At 61.4% G+C, this 21,737-nt stretch carries 13 protein-coding genes, 1 tRNA gene and 6 pseudogenes; 12 read left to right on the forward strand and 8 right to left on the reverse strand.

From position 1 onward, the window contains the following. Positions 1-76: 76 nt before the first annotated feature. The 6 genes and pseudogenes from ACFQDL_RS01505 to ACFQDL_RS01530 form a co-directional block, all read right to left on the reverse strand. Positions 77-1,837: an ABC transporter substrate-binding protein gene (locus tag ACFQDL_RS01505; protein ID WP_379907483.1), complete on the reverse strand. Its 1,761-nt coding sequence runs from the start codon at positions 1,835-1,837 to the stop codon at positions 77-79. A gap of 207 nt (positions 1,838-2,044) precedes the next feature. Further along, the gene (locus ACFQDL_RS01510; RefSeq protein WP_379912805.1) at positions 2,045-2,317 is read right to left on the reverse strand and encodes a DUF2160 domain-containing protein; all 273 of its coding nucleotides are present in this window, start codon (positions 2,315-2,317) and stop codon (positions 2,045-2,047) included. Positions 2,318-2,340: 23 nt separating this feature from the next. Further along, positions 2,341-3,147 carry a carbohydrate ABC transporter permease gene (locus tag ACFQDL_RS01515; protein WP_465263942.1) on the reverse strand — a complete coding sequence of 269 codons (807 nt, stop codon included), beginning with the start codon at positions 3,145-3,147 and terminating at the stop codon, positions 2,341-2,343. Positions 3,148-3,235: 88 nt separating this feature from the next. Further along, positions 3,236-4,102: a carbohydrate ABC transporter permease gene (locus ACFQDL_RS01520; RefSeq protein WP_379907484.1), complete on the reverse strand. Its 867-nt coding sequence runs from the start codon at positions 4,100-4,102 to the stop codon at positions 3,236-3,238. Then, positions 4,102-5,197 (reverse strand): annotated as a pseudogene (locus ACFQDL_RS01525) (ABC transporter ATP-binding protein). The gene ACFQDL_RS01520 and the pseudogene ACFQDL_RS01525 overlap by 1 nt, the downstream one beginning before the upstream one ends. Before the next feature lie 6 nt (positions 5,198-5,203). Further along, positions 5,204-6,291: pseudogene (locus ACFQDL_RS01530) on the reverse strand (ABC transporter ATP-binding protein). Positions 6,292-6,852: 561 nt separating this feature from the next. Here ACFQDL_RS01530 and ACFQDL_RS01535 point away from each other — a divergent pair. After that, positions 6,853-8,265: pseudogene (locus ACFQDL_RS01535) on the forward strand (sigma-54-dependent Fis family transcriptional regulator); the annotation flags it as partial. A 182-nt stretch (positions 8,266-8,447) separates the two neighbouring features. Then, complete coding sequence (locus ACFQDL_RS01540) at positions 8,448-8,525, forward strand: helix-turn-helix domain-containing protein (RefSeq protein WP_379912809.1); 78 nt, start codon at positions 8,448-8,450, stop codon at positions 8,523-8,525. Between the two features lie 192 nt (positions 8,526-8,717). On the opposite strand, the pseudogene glpK reads toward ACFQDL_RS01540, so the two are convergent. Further along, positions 8,718-10,198, reverse strand: a pseudogene (gene glpK, locus ACFQDL_RS01545) (glycerol kinase GlpK). 242 nt (positions 10,199-10,440) lie between these two features. On the opposite strand from glpK, the gene ACFQDL_RS01550 reads away from it, so the two are divergent. The 8 genes and pseudogenes from ACFQDL_RS01550 to ACFQDL_RS01585 all read left to right on the forward strand — a co-directional run bounded on the left by ACFQDL_RS01550 (position 10,441) and on the right by ACFQDL_RS01585 (position 19,781). Further along, positions 10,441-11,199, forward strand: a complete 759-nt coding sequence (locus ACFQDL_RS01550; protein WP_379907485.1) for a DeoR/GlpR family transcriptional regulator — start codon at positions 10,441-10,443, stop codon at positions 11,197-11,199. A 336-nt stretch (positions 11,200-11,535) separates the two neighbouring features. Next, on the forward strand, positions 11,536-12,816 hold the full coding sequence (gene glpD / locus ACFQDL_RS01555) for a glycerol-3-phosphate dehydrogenase (RefSeq protein WP_379907486.1): 1,281 nt from the start codon (positions 11,536-11,538) through the stop codon (positions 12,814-12,816). Further along, the gene (locus tag ACFQDL_RS01560; RefSeq protein WP_379912811.1) at positions 12,768-13,061 is read left to right on the forward strand and encodes a glycerol-3-phosphate dehydrogenase C-terminal domain-containing protein; all 294 of its coding nucleotides are present in this window, start codon (positions 12,768-12,770) and stop codon (positions 13,059-13,061) included. Before glpD ends, ACFQDL_RS01560 begins: the two co-directional genes overlap by 49 nt. An 87-nt stretch (positions 13,062-13,148) precedes the next feature. Further along, on the forward strand, positions 13,149-14,156 hold the full coding sequence (gene gap / locus ACFQDL_RS01565) for a type I glyceraldehyde-3-phosphate dehydrogenase (RefSeq protein ID WP_379907487.1): 1,008 nt from the start codon (positions 13,149-13,151) through the stop codon (positions 14,154-14,156). Between the two features lie 12 nt (positions 14,157-14,168). Further along, complete coding sequence (pyk, locus tag ACFQDL_RS01570) at positions 14,169-15,629, forward strand: pyruvate kinase (protein WP_379907488.1); 1,461 nt, start codon at positions 14,169-14,171, stop codon at positions 15,627-15,629. 309 nt (positions 15,630-15,938) lie between these two features. After that, positions 15,939-17,239, forward strand: a pseudogene (gene eno, locus ACFQDL_RS01575) (phosphopyruvate hydratase). 14 nt (positions 17,240-17,253) lie between these two features. After that, positions 17,254-18,012 carry a triose-phosphate isomerase gene (gene tpiA, locus ACFQDL_RS01580; protein ID WP_379907489.1) on the forward strand — a complete coding sequence of 253 codons (759 nt, stop codon included), beginning with the start codon at positions 17,254-17,256 and terminating at the stop codon, positions 18,010-18,012. A 146-nt stretch (positions 18,013-18,158) separates the two neighbouring features. Then, positions 18,159-19,781 (forward strand): NADP-dependent glyceraldehyde-3-phosphate dehydrogenase, encoded by a 1,623-nt coding sequence (locus ACFQDL_RS01585; protein WP_379907490.1) that lies wholly within the window; start codon positions 18,159-18,161, stop codon positions 19,779-19,781. 729 nt (positions 19,782-20,510) lie between these two features. Here ACFQDL_RS01585 and ACFQDL_RS01590 read toward each other — a convergent pair. After that, positions 20,511-20,587: transfer RNA gene (locus ACFQDL_RS01590), tRNA-Val, on the reverse strand. A 285-nt stretch (positions 20,588-20,872) separates the two neighbouring features. Here ACFQDL_RS01590 and ACFQDL_RS01595 point away from each other — a divergent pair. Further along, positions 20,873-21,349, forward strand: a pseudogene (locus ACFQDL_RS01595) (DUF4922 domain-containing protein); the annotation flags it as partial. A 74-nt stretch (positions 21,350-21,423) separates the two neighbouring features. Further along, positions 21,424-21,735, forward strand: coding sequence for an ATP adenylyltransferase family protein (locus tag ACFQDL_RS01600; RefSeq protein WP_379907491.1), 312 nt, complete (start codon positions 21,424-21,426; stop codon positions 21,733-21,735). Positions 21,736-21,737 lie beyond the last annotated feature (2 nt).

The following is a 21,737-nucleotide window of genomic DNA, read 5'->3' on the forward strand; positions in this document are numbered from 1 at the left end:
CGGCCTTGCGGCCGGTTCGATGATGGCAGTCTATCCGCAGGCGGGGTCGTGCGATCCCGCCTGCGGAACTCGGGACTCAGTCGCTGCCGGCGACTTTGCTGTCAGCCTGCCAGCTCTTGAGCAGCTCTTCGTAGGCGATGGTCTCGCCCTGCGGCTTCTCGTTGGCCAGCTTGGCTTTCGGCGCACCCGGCTGGTTCAGCCAGTATTCCGGATCACGCGGCTCGTTCAGCTTCGGACCGCACTCCCCCTGCACACCGGCACGCTCCAGGCGCTGCATCATCTTGTCCTGCGCCGCGGCCAGGCCGTCCAGCGCCTCCTGCGGGGTCTTCTCGCCACTGGCCGCCTCGGCGATATACTGCCACCACAGCTGTGCCAGCTTCGGATAATCCGGCACGTTGGTTCCGGTCGGCGACCACTGGACACGCGCCGGGCTGCGGTAGAACTCGACCAGGCCGCCGAGTTTCGGCGCGGCCTCGGTCATCGCGTCGGAGTTGATATCGGATTCGCGAATCGGCGTCAGGCCCACCAGGGTTTTCTTCAGCGACACGGTCTTGGCGACGGTGAACTGGGCATACAGCCAGGCCGCCAGACGCTGTTTTTCGGGCGTCGAGTTCAGGAAGGTCCAGGAACCCACGTCCTGATAACCCAGCTTCATGCCATCCTGCCAGTAGGGCCCGCGAGGCGACGGCGCCATGCGCCACTTCGGCGTGCCGTCTTCGTTGACCACCGGCAGTCCCTCTGCAGTCATGCTGGAAGTGAAGGCGGTGTACCAGAAGATCTGTTGGGCGACACCGCCCTGGGCCGGCACCGGGCCCGCTTCGGAGAAGGTCATGCCCTGGGCTTCGGGCGGCGCGTACTGACGCAGCCAGTCGACGTATTTGGTGGTGGCATAGACGGCGGCCGGACCGTTGGTGGCACCGCCACGCTCGACGCTGGAGCCGACCGGGCTGCAACCGTCGACACGGATACCCCATTCGTCCACCGGGAAGCCGTTCGGCAGCCCCTTGTCACCGGCACCGGCCATCGAGAACCAGGCATCGGTGAAGCGCCAGCCCAGTGACGGGTCCTTCTTGCCATAATCCATATGGCCGTAGACCGGCTGGCCATCAAGCTCCTTCACATGCACGCTGAAGAACTCGGCGATGTCCTCGTAGGCGGACCAGTTCTTCGGTACACCCAGCTCATAGCCGTAGATGTCCCGGAACTGCTTCTTCAGGTCCTCGCGGGCGAACCAGTCGGCACGGAACCAGTACAGGTTGGCGAACTGCTGATCCGGCAACTGGTACAGCTTGCCGTCGGGACCGGTGGTGAAATCCAGACCGATAAAGTCCTCGAGATCCAGCGTCGGCAGGGTGAAGTCCTTCGCTTCGCCGTCGATCATGTCGGAAACCGGCACCACCTTGCCATAGCGGAAATGGGTGCCGATCAGGTCGGAGTCGTTGATGTAGGCATCGTAGATGTTGCGATCGGACTGCATCTGGGTCTGCAGTTTCTCGACCACGTCGCCTTCCTGGATCAGGTCGTGGTTGACCTTGATGCCGGTGATCTCCTCGAAGGCCCTGGCCAGTACCCTGGACTCGTATTCGTGGGTGGCAATGGTTTCGGACGCCACATTGATGGTCATGCCACGGAACGGTTCGGCCGCCCGGGTGAACCACTGCAGCTCCTTGAGCTGCTCGTCCTGGCTCAGGGTGGACTTGTCGAACTCTTCGGCGATCCACTTGTTCGCCGCATCGAGGTACTGGTCCGCGTATGCCTGAATGCTCATGCCCATGCTCGCAGCCGAGACAGCAACGCTCAGCAGTAACGCCTTGGGCACTTTATTGTTCTTTTTCATCGTCAACCTCATTTCTTGGTGAGCGGATTGTTATTGTGAGACCGATGCCCCGGCGGGACACCGGCCTTTTCGTTTCAGTCCAGCCGCAGCGAAGACCTTTTCGTTAAGATTCCTTTTCGAACATAATGACTAAAAAATAGTTCTTTAACGAAAATTATTCAATGTTTATTTTCGAAAACAGACAAAAGTAACAATCAACGAAAACACTCAGCCCCAGCGCAGCACGATAGCCAGCCAGACCACCGAGATGCCCAGTGCGATCCAGAGGCTCAGGTTGGTGAGCCCCAGAAACGCGAGGTGAATGTAGGCACTGACCAGCAGCCCGATGAACAGACGGTCGCCCCGGGTTGTGGTAATGGGCAGAAAGCCCTTGCGCTCGACACAGGGAGAACGCAGCTCGTACACCGTCATGCACAGCAGAATGAAAGCGATCGTGCAGAAGAACACGGCCACCGGCAGTGTCCAGGCCATCCAGCTAATCATGGCGAGTCTCCTTCCTGTTGTTATACACGGCCCAGGGCAAAGCCCTTGGCTACATGGTTACGGACAAACCAGATCACCAGCAGGCCCGGGATGATCGTCAACACACCGGCGGCCGATAGCACGCCCCAGTCGATGCCCGTCGCGCCCACGGTGCGCGTCATGATCGCCGCGATCGGCTTGGCCTCGACCGATGTCAGGGTGCGCGCCAGCAGCAGCTCGACCCAGGAGAACATAAAGGCGAAGAAGGCCGTCACGCCGATCCCCGAGCGAATCATGGGCAGGAAGATGCGCACGAAGAAACGCGGGAAGCTGTAGCCGTCGATGTAGGCCGTCTCGTCGATCTCGCGCGGCACACCGGACATGAAGCCTTCGAGAATCCAGACCGCCAGCGGTACGTTGAACAGGCAGTGCGCCAGGGCCACGGCGATATGGGTATCGAACAGACCGACCGAGGAGTAGAGCTGAAAGAACGGCAACAGAAACACTGCAGGCGGCGCCATGCGGTTGGTCAGCAGCCAGAAGAACAGATGCTTGTCGCCGAGAAAGCGGTAGCGGCTGAACGCATAGGCCGCCGGCAAGGCGACTGCCAGGGTAATCAGCACGTTCATGACCACGTAGGCGATCGAGTTCAGGTAACCCGAATACCAGGTTGGATCGGTGAAAATCACCTCGTAGTTGGCCAGCGTGAAGGTCTGCGGCCATAACGTCAGCGAGCCCAGGATCTCCTCGTTGGTCTTGAACGACATGTTCAGCAGCCAGTAAATAGGCACCAGCACGAACAGGATGTAAAGGGTGATACCCAGTGTCTTGCGATTGCTCATACTCATGATTTGAACCCTGCCTCGCTTTGCCAAGGCGGTTGACGGCTGAGTGACACCGCGCGCTTTGATAATACTTACGGTCATGACTCGAACCTCACTTAGCCTTGTCCATATGAGTGATGGTGGTGAAGAACAGCCAGGACACCAGCAGCACGATCAGGAAATAGATTAAAGAGAATGCCGCTGCCGGTCCCAGGTCGAACTGACCGATCGCCATCTTGGTGAGGGTCTGACTGAGGAAGGTGGTCGAGTTGCCCGGACCGCCACCGGTCAGGACAAAGGGCTCGGTATAGATCATGAAGCTGTCCATGAAGCGCAGCAGAATGCCGATCACCAGCACGCTCTTGAGGCGCGGCAGCTGGATATAGCGGAACACGGCCCACTTCGACGCCCGGTCGATCTCCGCCGCCTGATAGAAGGCTTCCGGAATCGCGCGCAGGCCCGAATAGCACAGCAGCGCGACCAGCGGCGTCCAGTGCCAGACATCCATCAGCAGCACGGTGGCCCAGGCATCGCCGCTGTTGGAGGCATAGTTGTAATCGATCCCGAGGCCATTGAGTGCGGCGCCGAACAGGCCGATGTCGCCACGGCCGAACACCTGCCAGATGGTCCCGACCACGTTCCAGGGGATCAGCAGCGGAATGGCCAGCAGGATCAGGCACAGCGACGCCCTGCGCCCCTTGGTCGGCATCATCAGGGCGACGCCGATACCGAGCGGAATCTCGATCGCCAGCACCGCGAAGGAGAACAGGAACTGACGCAAAAGGGAGTCGTGCAGACGCGGATCGCGCAGTACTTCACGAAACCAGTCGGCGCCGACGAAATAGGCGTTGTTCTGGTCGAAAATATCCTGCACCGAGTAGTTCACGACAGTCATCAGCGGAATGATCGCTGAAAAGGCGACCAGCAGGAAAACCGGCAGCACCAGAAACCAGGCTTTGTTATTTTCCGTCTTGTTCATCAGGCTTGCTCCTCAACCAGGAATTCATCCACGTACAGCTTCAGCCACTGCTGCGGGAAGCTGACCCATGCCCTGCCCTGCGGCACTTCGCGATCCTCGTCCAGGCGCGCCTTGATCACCTGATTGCCGAGCTTCAGCGTCAGGATCTTGTAGGTACCCAGATCCTCGGAGGACAGCATTTCGGTCTCATAGGCGTCGTCGACCGGCTTGTCCCAGACATGCACGAACTCGGGACGAATGCCGACCTTGAGGTTGAAGCTGGGGATTTCTGCCAGGTAGCTGTTCAGGTCCCCGGACAGCGGTACCCGGATATTGTCGAAGGAGACACCGCCTTCGCAGCGGCGCACCTCGATGATATTCATGCCGGGACTGCCGATGAAGTAGCCTACGAAGGTATGGTTGGGCACCTCGAACAGCTCCCGGGGGTGCCGAACTGGACGATCTGGCCGCCGTACATCACGGCTATCTTGTCGGCGAAGGTCGAGGCTTCGAGCTGATCGTGGGTGACGTAGACCATGGTGATGTTGAACTGCTCGTGGATCTGCTTGAGCTTGCGCCGCAGTTTCCATTTAAGGTGCGGATCGATGACGGTCAGCGGTTCGTCGAACAGGATCGCCGAAACATCGTCGCGCACCAGGCCGCGTCCCATCGAGACCTTCTGTTTTTCGTCGGCGGTCAGGTTCTTGGCCTTGTTGTGCAGCATCGGGTGCAGCTCGAGGATCTCCGCGACCTCGTTCACCTTGGCACGGACCTTGGCCTCCGGCACCTTGGCGTTGCGCAGCGGAAACGCCAGGTTGTCGTAGACGGTCATCGAGTCGTAGATCACCGGGAACTGGAACACCTGGGCGATATTGCGGTCCTTCGGCGACATTTCGTTGACCCGGACATTGTCGAACAGCACCTCGCCTTCGGACGGCTGCAGCAGTCCGGAAATGATGTTGAGCAGCGTACTCTTGCCGCAGCCGGAAGGCCCCAGCAGCGCGTAAGCGCCCCCTGATGCCAGATATGGTCCATTTCCCGGATTGCGTAATCCGCGGCACCGGCCGGATTCGGGCTGTAACTGTGCGCAAGAGACTTCAGATGTATTTCAGCCATGATTGATCACCCCTGTATCCGCTTGACCGGTGCCTGAATCAGCTTGCTGTCCATGTCGAACACGAACAGCTTGTGTGTCGGCAGGTAGACCTTGATCGGCGTATCGGTGTGGTACTCGTGAACACCGGACAGCTGCATCACCAGGCTGAAATGTTCGTTCTTGACGTGCATGAAGGTCTCGGAGCCACTGATCTCGGCCAGCTCGACCAGCATCGACAACTCCAGATCGTCGTCATTGTGCGGCACCAGTCCGACATGACTCGGGCGCACGCCAAACCAGTACTCGCCAGGCTTGAGGTCCCGCAGATCCTGATTGAGCGGGAAGTGTGCGTACTCGTCGAAGGTCACTTCGGTCTCGGATACCCGCCCCCGGACCAGATTAATCGGCGGCTCGCTGAACAGCTCGGCGGCTTCGATATCGACGGGCTCACGGTAGACGCTGTTGACCGGGCCGGACTGTATGATGCGGCCCTCGTGCAGCAGGGTGGTGGTACCGCCAAGCGCCAGCGCTTCGTTGGCTTCGGTCGAGGCATAGACCGCGATCGAACGACGCTCCTTGAACAGCTCGCGCAGCTCGGTCCGCAGCTCCTCGCGCAGCTTGTAGTCGAGGTTGACCAGGGGTTCGTCGAACAGAATCAGGCTGGCGTCCTTGACCAGCGCCCGGGCCATGGCGGTGCGCTGCTGCTGCCCCCCGAGAGCTCCAGCGGGTGCCGCTTCAGGAAGGGTTCGATGCGCAGCATCGCCGCCGTTTCCTTGACCCGCTTCTCGACCTGGGATTCGGGCATCTTCGCCAGACGCAGCGGCGAGGCGATGTTTTCCCATACTGTCAGGTTCGGATAATTGATGAACTGCTGGTAGACCATGGAGATGTTGCGCTGCTGTACCGGCATACCGGTGACATCGCCCCCATCCATCAGCACGCGACCACTGGTCGGCTTGTCGAGCCCGGCCATCAGTCGCATCAGCGACGTTTTGCCGGCGAGGGTACGTCCGAGAAGGACATTGAAGGACCCCGGCTCGAAGGTGATGCTCGCGTCGGAAATGAAGGGCACTCCATCCACGACACGCGTGACGTTATCTAGTGTTAGCGACATATCGTCGTCCCTTGTTGTTATTGTGCACACTGTTCAGCCGCTGGCTGGCCAATGCACGGCTTTAGATGACGATATTGATAAAGCCAAGTTCGTGCCAAGTTTTAAAATTTTCGCAGAAAAATCATAGTTATTTGATTTAAAAAGGATTTTTATTCAACACTGCATCGATTATTTTCCTTTTAGTTCGTTTGCATATCATATATGTTCATTTTTATGTTGACTTGACACCGATATGAACAGAAGATTGAACACTGAACAGCTTGAACACAGACTGTTCACGGCCGTCTCCGGCCGAGCCGCATCCAACTAAAATAAAGTCAGAACACAACCGGGAGCGCGCCCATGAATCAGCCACCCATAGAAGGCAACCACGGCGAACTGATACAGAGCTCCTGGGAACGCTGCCGCTCCTTCGGCCTGGACCACCACAGCACGCCGACCCTGATACAGCTGGGAAGTGGCGAGCGGCGCGACCTGAAAGATGAATACCAGTACCTGGTACACACCACCGACAGTGAAGTATTGCCTTTCTACGAGAACATTCTGTCGAACAGCAAATGCATGATCCTGCTCACGGACAGCCGCGGCCAGGTCTTGAACGGCTGGGGCGACCGGCGTTTCATCGCCCCCCGCCAGAACTCCTTCTTTCAGGATGGCGTCAGCTGGCAGGAACGTTTCAACGGCACCAACGCCATCGGGACGGCCATCGCCTCCGGCCATGCCGTGCAGGTGCAGCGTGACGAGCACTTCCTGCGGGATCACCGTTTCATGATCGGCTCGGCCGCGCCCATATTCGATACCAACCGGGACCTGCTCGGGGTGCTCGATGTCTCCAGCGACGCCTACCTGCCCCAGGCCCATACCCTGGGCATGGTCAAGCTGATGTCGCAGTCGATCGAGAACCGCCTGATCATCAAAGCGTTCAGCGATGAACACTTCATGCTCACCTTCAATACCAACCTCGACAATATCGACAGCCAGTGGTCGGGGCTGATCGTGTTCACCGGGGAAGGCACCATCATTTCCGCCAACCGCCGGGCCGAACTGCTGCTCGGATACGATCTGGCACTGGCCAATATCGCCCAGATTTTCGACTGCCCGTTGCGCGAGTTGAAGAATCAGCCGGAGATGCTGCCGATACAGCTGCGCACACCGGGCCGTCACCAGATGCATGCGGTGATCAAGCGCCCGAGCGAGCAGAGCATTCAGGCGGTCGATTACAGGCAGCAGAAGGCCCCGCTCCCCGCCGGCAGTCCGGCACCTGAAGGCCTGATCACACTGGACCGGATCGCCTATGGGGACGAACGCGTCGCTCGCTGCATCAAGCAGGCCGAACGTCTGATCGAAAAGGAGATCCCGATTCTGATCCATGGCGAGACGGGTGTCGGCAAGGAAGTGTTCGTCAAGGCGCTGCATCACCACAGCTCCCGGCGCCAGCACTCCCTGGTTGCGGTCAACTGCGCGGCGATTCCGAGCGAACTGGTGGAGTCGGAGCTGTTCGGTTACGAAAAAGGCGCCTTTACCGGCGCCAGCAACAAGGGCGCGATCGGCCTGATCCGCAAGGCCCACAAGGGAACGCTGTTTCTCGACGAAATCGGGGAAATGCCGCTCAAGGCCCAGGCGCGACTGCTGCGCGTCCTGCAGGAGCGCAAGGTCACCCCGCTGGGCTCGACCGAGTCCTATCCTGTCGATATCAAGCTGATATCCGCGACGAACCGCAGCCTGCGTACCCAGGTACAGGAGGGCAGGTTCCGCCAGGACCTCTACTACCGCATCACGGGTCTGAATATCGAACTGCCACCGCTGCGCGAGCGCAGCGACCGACGCGAGCTGTTCCGGCAGGCCCATCAACTCCATCGCGAACCACAGCAGCCCGACGAACTCTCGGACGAGATTCTCAACCTCTTCGAGCAGCACCCCTGGCCCGGCAACATCCGCCAGCTGATCAGCGTACTGCAGATTGCCCTGGCTATGGCCGACGACGACCCCATCGAAAGCTGGCACCTGCCGGACGATTTCTTTCACGATATTCGGGAGCAGGCGAGCGGCGATATACCGGAACCCGGCGCAGCCGGGGCCGGCGAGCCCGGCGCCCCCCGGGCAGTGACGCCCTGCTGGCCGATACCCTCGCCGCTTACAACCGTTGCGAGGGCAATATTTCACGCACGGCAAAGGCACTCGGCATCAGCCGCAACACCCTGTACAAGCGGCTGCGGGAACTGGGCATAAGGTAAAGGCGTGAGGCGTGAGGCTGGCAATGGGGAGATCGTAGGGTGCGTTAGCGGCGCAAAGCTCGCGACATCAACACCCATGGCATTGTTCGGGCGCCGCGTAACGCACCATGTCGGGCACCGCACCATTCGTATCCGCACATATCGGAACGCTTCGGTGCGCTTCGCTGCGCTCAGCAGCACCCTACGGCTTTTTTACTGGCTCTGTACCCTGGAAACGGCGGTCTTCCAGCCTTCGTAAAGGCTGTCACGCTGCGCCTTGGTCATCTGCGGCAGGAAACGGCGATCGCACTGCCACAGCTGTTCGAGCGATTCGAGTGATTCGAAGATACCCGCCCGCAGACCCGCGAGATAGGCGACGCCGAGCGCCGTCGTCTCGATGATTTTCGGTCGGTCCACGGTGGCCCCGAGGATGTCGGACAGGTACTGCAATACCCAGCTGTTGGCGACCATGCCGCCATCGACCCGCAGCGCAACCGGACGTACACCATCGCTTTCCATCGCTTTTTGCAGGTCCTTGGTCTGGTAACAGACCGACTGCAAACCGGCGGTTACGATCTCCTTGATGCCGGTATCGCGGGTCAGGCCGAAGATGGCGCCGCGGGCATTGGGATCCCAGTGCGGTGCGCCGAGCCCCGTGAAAGCCGGCACCAGGTAGACGCCATGGTCCACCGGCGTCTGCCGGGCGAGCGGCTCGGTTTCGCCGGCCCCCGAATCAACTGCAGGCCGTCTCGCAACCACTGGATGGTCGCGCCGGCGATAAAGATGCTGCCCTCGAGCGCATAGGTCGGTTCGCCATTGAGCCGGTAGGCGACGGTCGTCAACAGCCGGTGCTCCGATTTCAGCGCGCGGTTGCCGGTATTCAGCATCAGGAAACAGCCGGTGCCATAAGTGCTCTTGGCCATCCCCTCGCGGAAGCATGTCTGACCGAACAGCGCCGCCTGCTGGTCGCCGGCGATGCCATAGACCGGGATCTCCTCGCCCAGCAGGCTGGCGTCGATATGGCCGAAGTCGTCCGACGAATCCATCACCTCCGGCAGCAGGCTTGCCGGGATGGCGAACAGCTCGAGCAGCTCCGGATCCCACTGCTGGGTATGGATGTTGAACAGCAGGGTACGCGACGCATTGGTGGCATCGGTGCGATGTTCCCGGCCTTTGGTCAAGTGCCAGAGCAGGAAACTGTCCACGGTGCCGAAGGCCAGCTCGCCCCGCTCGGCACGCGTCCGCGCGCCCGGCACTTCGTCAAGGATCCAGCGCAGCTTGGTCGCCGAAAAGTAGGGATCGACCAGCAGTCCGGTCTTGTCGCTGATCATCGACTCCAGCCCCTCGGCTTTCAGGGACTCGCAATAGCGGGATGTGCGGCGATCCTGCCAGACGATGGCGTTGTACAGGGGTTCGCCGGTGCGGCGATCCCAGACGATGGTCGTTTCGCGCTGGTTGGTGATACCCGCTGCCCGTATCTGCCGGGGCTCGATACCGGTACGTTCGATGACGTCGCGGCAGCTGTCGATCACCGACTGCCAGATCTTCTTCGGCTCATGCTCGACCCAGCCATCCTGCGGGAAGTGCTGGGGGAACTCCTGCTGACTGGTCTCGAGAATCTGTCCTGCAGTGGTGAAGAGAATCGCCCGGGAACTGGTGGTGCCCTGGTCGATTGCCAGTAAGTATTCGGTCATATTAGGCCCGCCCTTTCATGTATGTTCTTTTTTGTTCGTATTTTTACCATTCCATCGGTAAAAACCAAGTGAAATTTTCCAATCAGGACCAAATCCGTCGCCATTTCGCTGTATGCAGCGAGCTCTTTTGGCTTCAACTGACTGATTTTGTGCGATAATCGATCGGACGTCCGGTGAATGCACGAGCCCGGCACCGCGAGCACTGTCCTTCAAGATAGCAGTCAAGGAGTAATCTTCAGGCCATGACACAGAGACGCAGGCAGGACCTGATACTCGAAAAGGTCCAGCAAGCCGGTTTCGTCACCATCGACGAGCTGGTGGAACACTTCAAGGTGACGCCCCAGACGATCAGGCGCGACCTCAACCAGCTCGCGAACGAAAAGAAGCTGCAACGCCATCATGGCGGTGCCGGCGTCGAGTCCAGCACCCAGAACCTGGCCTACCAGACCCGCAAGATCATGGAACTCGAGGCCAAGGAGAAAATTGCCCGGGAACTGGTGAAGATGATCCCGGACGGCGCTTCGCTGTTCATCAACATCGGCACGACCACCGAGACCATAGCCAGGGCCCTGCTGAATCACCGCGACCTGCGCGTCGTCACCAACAACCTCCATGTCGCGTCGATACTGAGCGTCAAGGAGGACTTCACCGTGATCGTGGCCGGCGGCGAAGTACGCAGCCGGGACGGGGGCATCGTCGGGGAAGCAACCCGGGACTTCATCAATCAGTTCCAGATGGACTTCGGCATCATCGGCATCAGCGGTATCCACTCGGACGGCACCCTGCTCGATTACGACTACCGGGAAGTGCGGGTGGCCCAAACCATCATCGCCAATTCCCGCCAGGTGCTGCTGGCCGCCGACCATACCAAGTTCGGCCGCAACGCCATGGTTCGCCTCGGCAGCATCACCCAGGCCGACCACTTCTTCACCGACAGGCGCCCGACTGCCGAAATCTGCCAACTGCTCACCGACAATCAGGTGGCGTTGCATATCGTCTGAAAAAGGTCTTCCCTTCCCGGGGAAGACAGACTGCAAGCCATAAGAAGCGCCAAGCCTCAGGCATCCGATGCGGTTCGATTCGCATCATCATTGCCCCCGACTTCTTGTGTTGGGTCCGCCGCTTCGCGCCTTGACCCAACCTACGCCTTTTTCAACCTTCCGGAACGCCTCACGCCTCACGCGAAAATTTTTTCACCACATTATGTTCGTTTATGATTGATTATTTTCGATTTCGAATACTATAGTAATAGCAACTGGCCTTCAGCAGGCAACGGAATTCGATAACACCCCAAGGTTCAGGCCCCAGCGGGCGGCCCGGGCAGGAGACATTCAGGCATGACTTCAGACAAAGACATACAGGATCTCATTGTTGTCGGTGGCGGCGTTAACGGCGCCGGTATCGCGATGGACGCCGCCGGACGTGGACTCAAAGTACTGCTGTGCGAAATGGACGACCTGGCCTCGGCCACCTCGTCGAACAGCAGCAAGCTGATCCATGGCGGCCTGCGTTATCTCGAGCACTATGAATTCCGCCTGGTACGTGAAGCCCTGGCCGAACGCGAAGCCCTGCTGCGAAACGCCCCTCATATCATGTGGCCGCTGCGCTTCCGACTCCCCCATCGGCCGCATCTGCGACCTGCCTGGATGATCCGCGCCGGCCTGTTTCTGTACGACCATCTCGCCAAGCGCGAACTGCTGCCGGGCTCCAACGGCATCCGCTTCCGCCCGGAAGGCCCGATGGCAAGCCCCATCAGTCGCGGCTTCGAGTACTCGGACGGCTGGGTCGATGACGCCCGCCTCGTCGTGCTGGTGGCCATGGCGGCACACGAAAAGGGCGCCGAGATCCGTACCCGCACCCGCTGCGTTCGCGCCGCGCGCGAAAACGAACTCTGGGCGGTCACCCTGCGCAACGAACTGACGGGCCAGGAAGAGGTGCGCTATGGCCGTGCACTGGTCAATGCGGCGGGCCCCTGGGTCAGCCGGCTTTTCGAGGAGACGATGTCGACCCGGCCGCCGAAGCAGATTCGCCTGGTCAAGGGCAGCCATATCGTCGTACCGCGCATTCACGACGAGCCCGAAGCCTACATTCTGCAAAACGAGGACAACCGCATCGTCTTCGTTATCCCCTACGAGGACAACTTCTCGTTGATCGGGACCACCGATGTGGATTATCAGGGCAACCCGCGGGACGCCAGGATCTCCAGCGAAGAGATCGACTACCTGATATCGGTCGTCAACAACCACTTCAAGCACCAGATTTCCCGCGACGAGGTCGTCTGGACCTATTCGGGCGTGCGCCCGTTGATGGACGACGAGGGCGGTTCCGCGCAGAAGGCATCGCGCGACTATACCTTCGAAGTCGATGCCGCGCCCGGCAAGGCACCGCTGCTGTCGGTGTTCGGTGGCAAGATCACCACCTACCGCAAGCTCGCCCAGGCGGCCACCGACAGCATCTGCAAGTTCTTCCCGGAGGCGGGACCGGCCTGGACCCGGACCGCAACGCTGCCGGGGGCGACTTCGCGACCCAGCAGGGCCTGCAGGCCGCACTGGCCCGCCAGTTCCCCTGGCTGCCGGTCGCGATTGTGCGTCGTTATGTCAGGACCTACGGCACCCTGAGTCACCTGATTCTCGACGGTTGCGGTTCACTGGACGATCTCGGCCGCTCTTTTGGCGCGACCCTGCACGAACGTGAAGTGAAGTACCTGGTCGAGCACGAATGGGCGCAGTCAGTGGACGATATTCTCTGGCGCCGCACCAAGCTGGGTCTCTATCTGCAGGAGAAAGAGCGGGCAGAGCTGGAAAGCTACCTGAACGGGTTGCTGGGAAGACGGAATCTCGCACTGGTCTCATCCAGGGCCTGATGTCCCACTTGCCCCGGCGGCCGCCGCCGGGGCCCTTTTCCCACCCCTGCAATAACTGCAATGCAAAACCATTACCAAGGTGACGATATGACCCTTAGAGTCGCAATCAACGGCTATGGCCGCATCGGCCGCAATACCCTGCGTGCCCTGTACGAATCCGGTTACCGCGACCGCATCCAGGTGGTGGCGATCAACGATCTCGGCGATGCCGCCATCAACGCCCACCTGACCCGCTTCGACAGCGTCCATGGTCCCTTCAATGGCAGCGTCGAGGTCGACGGCGACCGCATGATCGTCAACGGCGACGACATTCGCGCCTTCAGCGAGCGCAACCCGGCCGACCTGCCCTGGGGTACACTCGAGGTCGACATCGTCTACGAGTGCACCGGCCTCTTCACCAGCCGCGCCAAGGCCGCCGCTCACCTGGAAGCCGGCGCGAAGAAAGTGATTATCTCGGCCCCGGCCAAAGACGCCGACGCCACCGTGGTCTACGGTATCAACCACCACCTGCTCGACGGCAGCCAGCAGATCATCTCCAACGCCTCCTGCACCACCAACTGCCTGGCCCCGATCGCCCAGCCGCTGCACGACGCCCTCGGCATCGAGAACGGCCTGATGACCACCATCCACTCCTATACCAACGACCAGAACCTGAGCGACGTCTACCATAGCGACCTCTATCGCGCCCGCTCGGCCACCCAGTCGATGATCCCGACCAAGACCGGCGCCGCCGCCGCTGTCGGCCTGGTGTTGCCGGAACTCGACGGCAGGCTCGACGGCATGGCGGTGCGGGTCCCGACCATCAACGTCTCGCTGGTCGATCTGAGTTTCGTCGCCGGCCGCGACACTTCCGTCGACGAAGTCAACGCCATCGTCGCCCGGACCGCCGAGGGGCCACTGAAGGGCATCCTCGACTGCAACAGCCTGCCGCTGGTCTCGGTGGACTTCAACCACAACCCGGCCTCGTCGATCTTCGACTGCAGCCAGACCCGGGTGAACGGCCGACTGGTCAAGGTGATGGCCTGGTACGACAACGAGTGGGGCTTCTCAAACCGCATGCTGGACAACAGCCTGGCGCTGATGGCCGCGCAATAAGGGGAGACCAGCATGAGCGAACCGAGACAGCGCAGAACCAAGATCGTCGCGACCCTGGGACCTTCGAGCGAAAGCGAGGAGACATTGCGCCAGTTGATCGCCGCAGGCGTCGACGTCGTACGCCTGAACTTCTCCCATGGCTCGCCCGGGGACCATCGCCAGCGTGCGGACCTCGTGCGTCGGCTGGCACGTGAGCAGGGTCGCTTCGTCGCCGTGCTCGGCGATCTGCAGGGCCCCAAGATCCGTATTGCCCGCTTCGCCGACAGCCGCGTCGAGCTGGAGGAAGGCCAGACCTTCGTGCTCGATGCCGCGATGGACAAGGAAGATGGCACCGCAGACCGCGTCGGTATCGATTACGAGGCGCTGGTCGACGACAGCCGCCCCGGCGACATCCTGCTGCTCGATGATGGTCGTCTCGAACTCGAGGTCATCGAGGTGGTCGGCCGCGAGGTCCGCTGCCGGGTGCTGGTCGGCGGGCCGTTGTCGAACAACAAAGGCATCAACCGCAAGGGCGGCGGCCTTTCGGCCGCGGCGCTCACGCCGAAAGACGAGGCCGACATCCTCACCGCAGCCGAAATCGGCGTCGATTATCTCGCGGTCTCGTTTCCCCGTGACGCGGCGGACATGCACCATGCCCGCGAACTGATGCAGGCCGCCGGCGGCAACGCCCGGCTGATCGCCAAGATCGAACGCGCCGAAGCCGTCGGTGATAACCGCGTGCTCGATGGCATCATCGAGGCGTCCGACGGTGTCATGGTGGCCCGCGGCGACCTCGGCGTCGAGATCGGCGATGCCGAGTTGATCGGGGTACAGAAACATATCATCGACCGGGCCCGCGCCTTCAACCGGGTCGTCATCACGGCGACCCAGATGATGGAGACGATGATCCAGAGCCCGCTGCCGACCCGCGCCGAGGTGTTCGACGTCGCCAATGCCGTGCTCGATGGGACCGATGCGGTGATGCTGTCGGCCGAGACCGCTGCCGGGCGCTACCCGGTGCAGACCGTCGAGGCGATGGCCCGGGTGATTCTCGGGGCCGAAAAGCACCCCAAGGCCCATACGTCCGACCACCGCATCAACGAGGTGATCACCAAGGTCGACGAGTCGATCGCCCTGGCCGCGATGTATTCGGCCAATCACCTGGTCGGCGTGCGTGCCATCATCTGCATGACCGAATCGGGCGATACCCCGCTGATGATGTCCCGCATCCGTTCGCCACTGCCGATCTTCGCTTTCTCCGGCAATCCGCGTACCCAGAACCGCGTGGCGCTGTTCCGCGGCGTCAGCACCGTGCCGTTCGACAGCGAGGCCCTCCCGAACGACGAGGTCAATGCCCGGGCCGTGGACGCCCTCAGGCGCCTCGACGTCGTTGTCGACGGTGACCTGGTCATGATTACCAAGGGCAACTACGTCAACGCCCACGGCGGCACCAACACCCTGAAGATCGTCCGCGTGGGCGACGAGATTCAGTAACCGGCCTGTAGGTTGGAATGAGCCCCTAAGGGGTGAATTCCGACGGCTGGTATCGGGCACTCGATACCCGAAACGGATGCCCCGGAATTCGCTTCGCTCATTCCAGGCTACGGCTTGAAAACAATAAAGAGGACGCCAACATGCAACAAGCCAACACCCTCCAACCTGGGCCGCCGATGACTGGCCCAACGATTTCGATATCCGCGCGGAAGTAGCCGAACAGCAGGAGCTGCTCGAACTGAGCGGCACGCGCGAGGAGCCAGGCTTCCCGACCCACAGCTTCGAATACGACTTCTGAGGGATCCTGCCATGCAAGGACAAATCAAGAATATACGCGCCCGCGAGGTACTGGACTCGCGCGGCAACCCAACCGTCGAAGCCGACGTCATCCTGGCGTCCGGTGTGATCGGCAGCGCCTGCGCGCCGTCCGGCGCCTCGACCGGATCCCGCGAAGCCCTCGAGCTGCGTGACGGCGACAAGTCCCGCTACCTGGGCAAGGGCGTGCTGAAGGCCGTTGCCGCCGTCAACGGTCCGATCCGCGAAGCCCTGATCGGCTTGGATGCAGCTGACCAGCGCGCGCTGGACAACAGGATGCTGGCACTCGACGGTACCGAGAACAAGTCCCGGTTCGGCGCCAACGCCATCCTGGCCGTGTCGCTGGCCGCCGCCAAGGCCGCCGCGGCCCAAAAGGGCATTCCGCTGTACGCCCATATCGCCGAGCTGAACGGTACCGCCGGTCAGTACTCGATGCCGGTGCCGATGATGAACATCCTCAACGGCGGCGAACATGCCGACAACAACGTCGACATCCAGGAGTTCATGGTGCAGCCGGTCGGCAGCCCGAGCTTCAAGGAAGCCCTGCGCTGCGGTGCGCAAGTTTTCCATGCGCTGAAAGCCGTGCTCAAGGCCCGCGGCCTCAACACCGCGGTCGGTGACGAAGGCGGTTTCGCGCCTAACCTGGGCTCCAACGAGGAAGCGCTGGTGGTGATCCGCGAAGCGGTCGAGAAAGCCGGTTACGCGCTCGGCAAGGACGTCACCCTGGCGCTGGACTGCGCCGCGTCCGAGTTCTACAAGGATGGCCAATACATTCTTTCCGGCGAAGGCAAGGTGTTCGATTCCGAAGGCTTCAGCGACTTCCTCAGCTCACTGACCGAAAACTACCCGATCGTTTCGATCGAAGATGGTCTGGACGAGTCCGACTGGGATGGCTGGGCCTACCTGACCCACAAGATCGGCCGCAAGGTGCAGCTGGTCGGGGATGACCTCTTCGTCACCAACACCAAGATCCTCAGGGAAGGTATCGAGAAGGGGGTCGGCAACTCCATCCTGATCAAGTTCAACCAGATCGGCTCGCTGTCCGAGACCCTGGATGCGATCAGGATGGCCAGGACGCCGGTTACACCGCCGTGATCTCCCACCGTTCCGGCGAGACCGAAGATACCACCATCGCGGATCTCGCGGTCGGTACCGCCGCCGGTCAGATCAAGACCGGTTCGCTGTGCCGCTCCGACCGTGTCGCCAAGTACAACCGCCTGCTGCGCATCGAGGAAGAACTGGGCACTCAGGCTCCCTACCCCGGCCTTGCGGCAATAAATGCCGGTCGTCACTGAAGGAGAAAGAGCCCATGAGAAAAACCCTGGTTATCGGCAACTGGAAAATGAACGGCAGCCTCGCGGCCAACGAGACGCTGCTCGACGCCCTGCTGCCGGCGGTGAAAGGGCTGGGCGGTGTAGAGATTGCGCTCTGCCCGCCCTTCCCCTACCTGTCTCAGGCCGGCTGGCACCTGAAGGACAGCGGCATCGCCCTCGGTGCCCAGACCGTCAACGAACACGACTCCGGGGCCTATACCGGCGAAGTCAGCGCCGCCATGCTGAAGGAGCTGGGCTGCCGATATGTGCTGGTCGGCCATTCCGAACGGCGCAGCCTCTATCGCGAGACCGATGCCGATAGCGCAGCGAAATTTGCCGCCGCCAAAGACGCCGGGCTGGTGCCGGTACTCTGCGTCGGCGAAACCCTCGCCGAGCGCCAGGCCGGTGAGACCGAAGGCGTCGTGGCGCGCCAGGTACAGGCAGTCATCGACGCGCTGGGCATAGCGGCACTGACCGACAGCATTATCGCCTACGAACCGGTCTGGGCCATCGGTACCGGCGAAACCGCCAGCCCCGAGCAGGCACAGGCGGTTCATGCCTTTATCCGCCGGCTGTTGGCCGAGCAGTCGGAGGCTGTCGCCGCCAGCACGCCGCTGCTTTATGGCGGCAGCGTCAAGGCCGACAATGCAGCCACCCTCTTCGCCCAGCCTGACGTCGACGGCGGCCTCGTGGGCGGCGCCGCGCTGGACGCCGATGCCTTCGCCCTCATCTACCAGGCAGCCGCTGGCCGCTAACGCCATTTCCACCGGGGCCGGATTCCGGCCCCAAGCCCTTCTGTTGATATTTACGACAAATAATATTGGTAAATTTACCTATATTTCATTAAATTCAATGACGCACCCGCACAATAACAGCAACACAGCTCCAGGAGGCAGACAGCATGACCGCAGACCTCGAACGACTTTTTCCGGCCGCCGATGATATACCGGCGCCCTACCGTCTCGACGGCACCCTCGAGCAACGCGAATTCCTGATCAACGGCGAACTGGTCGAGTGGGAAGGCGATCTGGCACCGGTCCGCAGCGCGGTCTGTCTGCGTCGAGAAGACGGCGAACTGGAACAGTGCGTGATCGGCAGCACCCCGCTGCTGGACGCGGACGCAGCTCTGGGCGCCCTTGATGCGGCGGTGCACGCCTACGATCTCGGCCAGGGTGTCTGGCCGACGATGAGCGTATCCGAGCGCATTCGTAACGTTGAAAATTTTCTACATAGAATGAAGGAGCAGCGTGACGCCGTGGTGCGCCTGCTGATGTGGGAAATCGGCAAGAACCTGCCGGATTCGGAGAAGGAGTTCGACCGCACCTGCGACTATATCGTCGATACCGTCAACGCCCTCAAGGAGCTGGACCGGCGCTCCAGCCGCTTCGAAATCGAGCAGGGCACCCTGGGACAGATCCGCCGCGTGCCGCTGGGCGTCGCGCTCTGCATGGGCCCCTACAACTACCCGCTGAACGAAACCTTCACGACGCTGATCCCGGCGCTGATCATGGGCAACACCGTGGTGTTCAAGCCCGCCAAGTTCGGCGTACTGCTGATCCGCCCGCTGCTGGAGGCCTTCCGCGACAGCTTCCCGCCCGGGGTGATCAATATCATCTATGGCCGCGGCCGCGAGACCGTCGGCGCCCTGATGGAATCGGGCAAGGTAGATGTGTTCGCCTTCATCGGCACCAACAAGGGCGCCAGCGACCTGAAGAAGCTGCACCCCAGGCCGCACCGCCTGCGCGCAGCTCTGGGACTCGATGCCAAGAATCCGGGCATCGTGCTGCCCGACGTCGACCTCGACACCGCCGTGGGCGAGTGCGTCACCGGAGCCCTGTCGTTCAACGGCCAGCGCTGTACCGCGCTGAAGATTCTGTTCGTGCATCGCAGCCAGGTCGACGACTTCCTCGACCGTTTCAAATCGAGACTCGCGACGCTGAAGTCCGGCATGCCCTGGGAACCCGGCGTCGCCCTGACCCCACTGCCGGAGCCTGGCAAGACCGCGTTCCTGACGCAGATGCTCGAAGACGCCCGCAGCAAGGGCGCCAGCGTCGTCAACGAGGGCGGCGGCAACAGCGTCGGCACCTTCTTCTATCCGGCACTGCTGTACCCGGTCACGCCGCAGATGCGGGTCTACAACGAGGAGCAGTTCGGCCCGATCATCCCGGTGGTCCCCTATGACGACCTGTCCGAGGTGATCGACTACGTTCGCAACTCCGACTTCGGCCAGCAACTGAGCCTGTTCGGCCGCGATCCGCAGCAGATGGCCCGGATGATCGACGCCTGCGCCAACCAGGTTGGCCGCATCAACCTCAACGCCCAATGCCAGCGCGGCCCGGACAGCTTCCCGTTCACCGGCCGCAAGAATTCCGCCGAGGGCACTCTGTCGGTCGCCGATGCGCTGCGTGTCTTCTCGATCCGCACCCTGGTGGCCGCCAAGGACAACGCCGCCAGCAAGGCGCTGGTCGGCAGCATTATCCGCGACCGTGAATCGACCTTCCTTTCCACCGACTATATATTCTGAGCGCCGGGGCCGCGAGCCAGCTTATCCAGGCTCGCGGCCCCGGCAACCCCATCACCGCTAAACGCTGTCTCAAAGCCAGCAGCAGTCGCCAGCCCCCACAGCTCACCGCCCCGTCGCCATAACCGCAACGATCCGGACAATTCGTTGAGTCAGATGACGGCTCGGCTTTCCAGACCAGGAGAGAGCCACTTTAGGGGCTGAGCGCAACAGAATCGGGCAGACAACCATGCGGATCGGCCACACAGACAGAACCCGGGTATTCCAATGAAGCGAACGATGCTTTTACCGGGTGAAATCGGTGACGACTCCCGCAAGGCCCGGCCCCTGCAGGTCAGCGGATAAGGATCAGCCCGAACGTAATCAGAATCACGCCGTGAAACAGTTTCTCCAGAAACTCGGGATCCCGGATGAGGGGGCGCTGCGAAGGTGCCATAAGGCCGTTGTATCCTGTCGGTTGCAAAGACGTTTTGGGAAAGCCGGAGGCGTATCTCTGGGTAAGGGAGCTTACCGTTGGCGGGGCGCCTCTCGAATCGAGGCGCGAAATTATAGTGATTTTGTGCAGTGCGTCAATAGCAACGAAGCATCTATTTCATGTGCACGGGAACAGCTGTCGAGCAACCGCCCCAACGGCGACTCCCCGGCCGCAGCGCCCAGTGCAACGGGGCGACACGCAGAAACAAAAACAGCCACCCGACATGACTCGTAAGTGGCTGCTTCTGCTATCAAATGTGGTAGGACTAACTGGATTCGAACCAGCGACCCCCACCATGTCAAGGTGGTGCTCTAACCAACTGAGCTATAGTCCTGTTTTGCAAGGCCTTTCACCTGGCTGCCTCTTCGTTGAACTCCTCAGCCTTCGCTGCGTTTCGGTGTGTCCCGAAGAGATGGTGCGTATTATAGGGATCCCGATTCCAAGCGCAAGCCTTTTTTACAGTTTTTTTTCGATTTCTTTCAGGGACTTAAGTATTGTTCACAAAGCGATCAGGGCGCTCCGGGCGCATACCGATCTCAAGCGGGTTCTGGTACTCGCGCGAAACGTCTAAGCTCCAGGTACAAGCGCCGAAAGGCAACGTGACGGACAGCGAGGGAAGATGACGAACCTCTGGCAACAGGCCGACCGGGCGACCCGGCAGGCCCTTGACTGCGGCGCCCTGCAGCCGATCGAAACCGAAAGCCTCCAGGTGTGCGAGAATGGCATCGGCTTCAGGATAAGGATGCTGTCGAGCCTGCGCGACAAGAGCGAAGCACTGCACCGGCTGGCACGGGCCGGCGGGCAGCAGCGCAATCCGTTCTTGCCCCCGGAAACCGCACTTTTCGTCGCTGATGTCGGCCCGAGCCATCGCTGCGTACTGAACAAGTTCTGCGTGATCGAACGCCACCTGCTGCTGATCACCCGCGAGTTCGAGCCCCAGCTTCAGGTACTGAACCGCGACGACTTCGCGGCCCTCGCCCGCTGCATGTCCGAGGGACCCGCCCTCGCCTTCTACAATGGCGGCCCCGATGGCGGCGCCAGCCAGCCCCACAAGCACCTGCAGCTGCTACCGCTGGGCGACGGGCTGATACTGCCCTTCGACCCGCTGCTGTCATTGGCCGCCGGCCCCACACCCGGGACGGCCCCCGGCTTCCCTTTGCCCACCGACTGGTGGCGCCACCTCCGACACTGCGGAACAGGCCGGATGATGCGGCACTGTGGCTGCACGAAACCTACAGGGCGATGCTCGACGCGCTGCGCATCGAGGTGGCCGCCGACGGGCAGGTTCAGCAGGGCTACAACCTGCTGCTGACCGAAGACTGGATGCTGCTGGTACCGCGTTCACGGGAAAGAGTCGGAGATGTCTCGGTCAATGCGCTGGGCTTTGCCGGCATGCTGCTGGTGAAGCGGCGGGAGCAGGCTCAGTGGTTGAAGCGACAGGGGCTGATGAATGCGCTGGTGGCGGTAACGGCGGAAGGGTGACG

This window comes from Marinobacterium aestuariivivens (genome assembly GCF_042661465.1).
GTDB lineage: Bacteria > Pseudomonadota > Gammaproteobacteria > Pseudomonadales > Balneatricaceae > Marinobacterium_A > Marinobacterium_A aestuariivivens.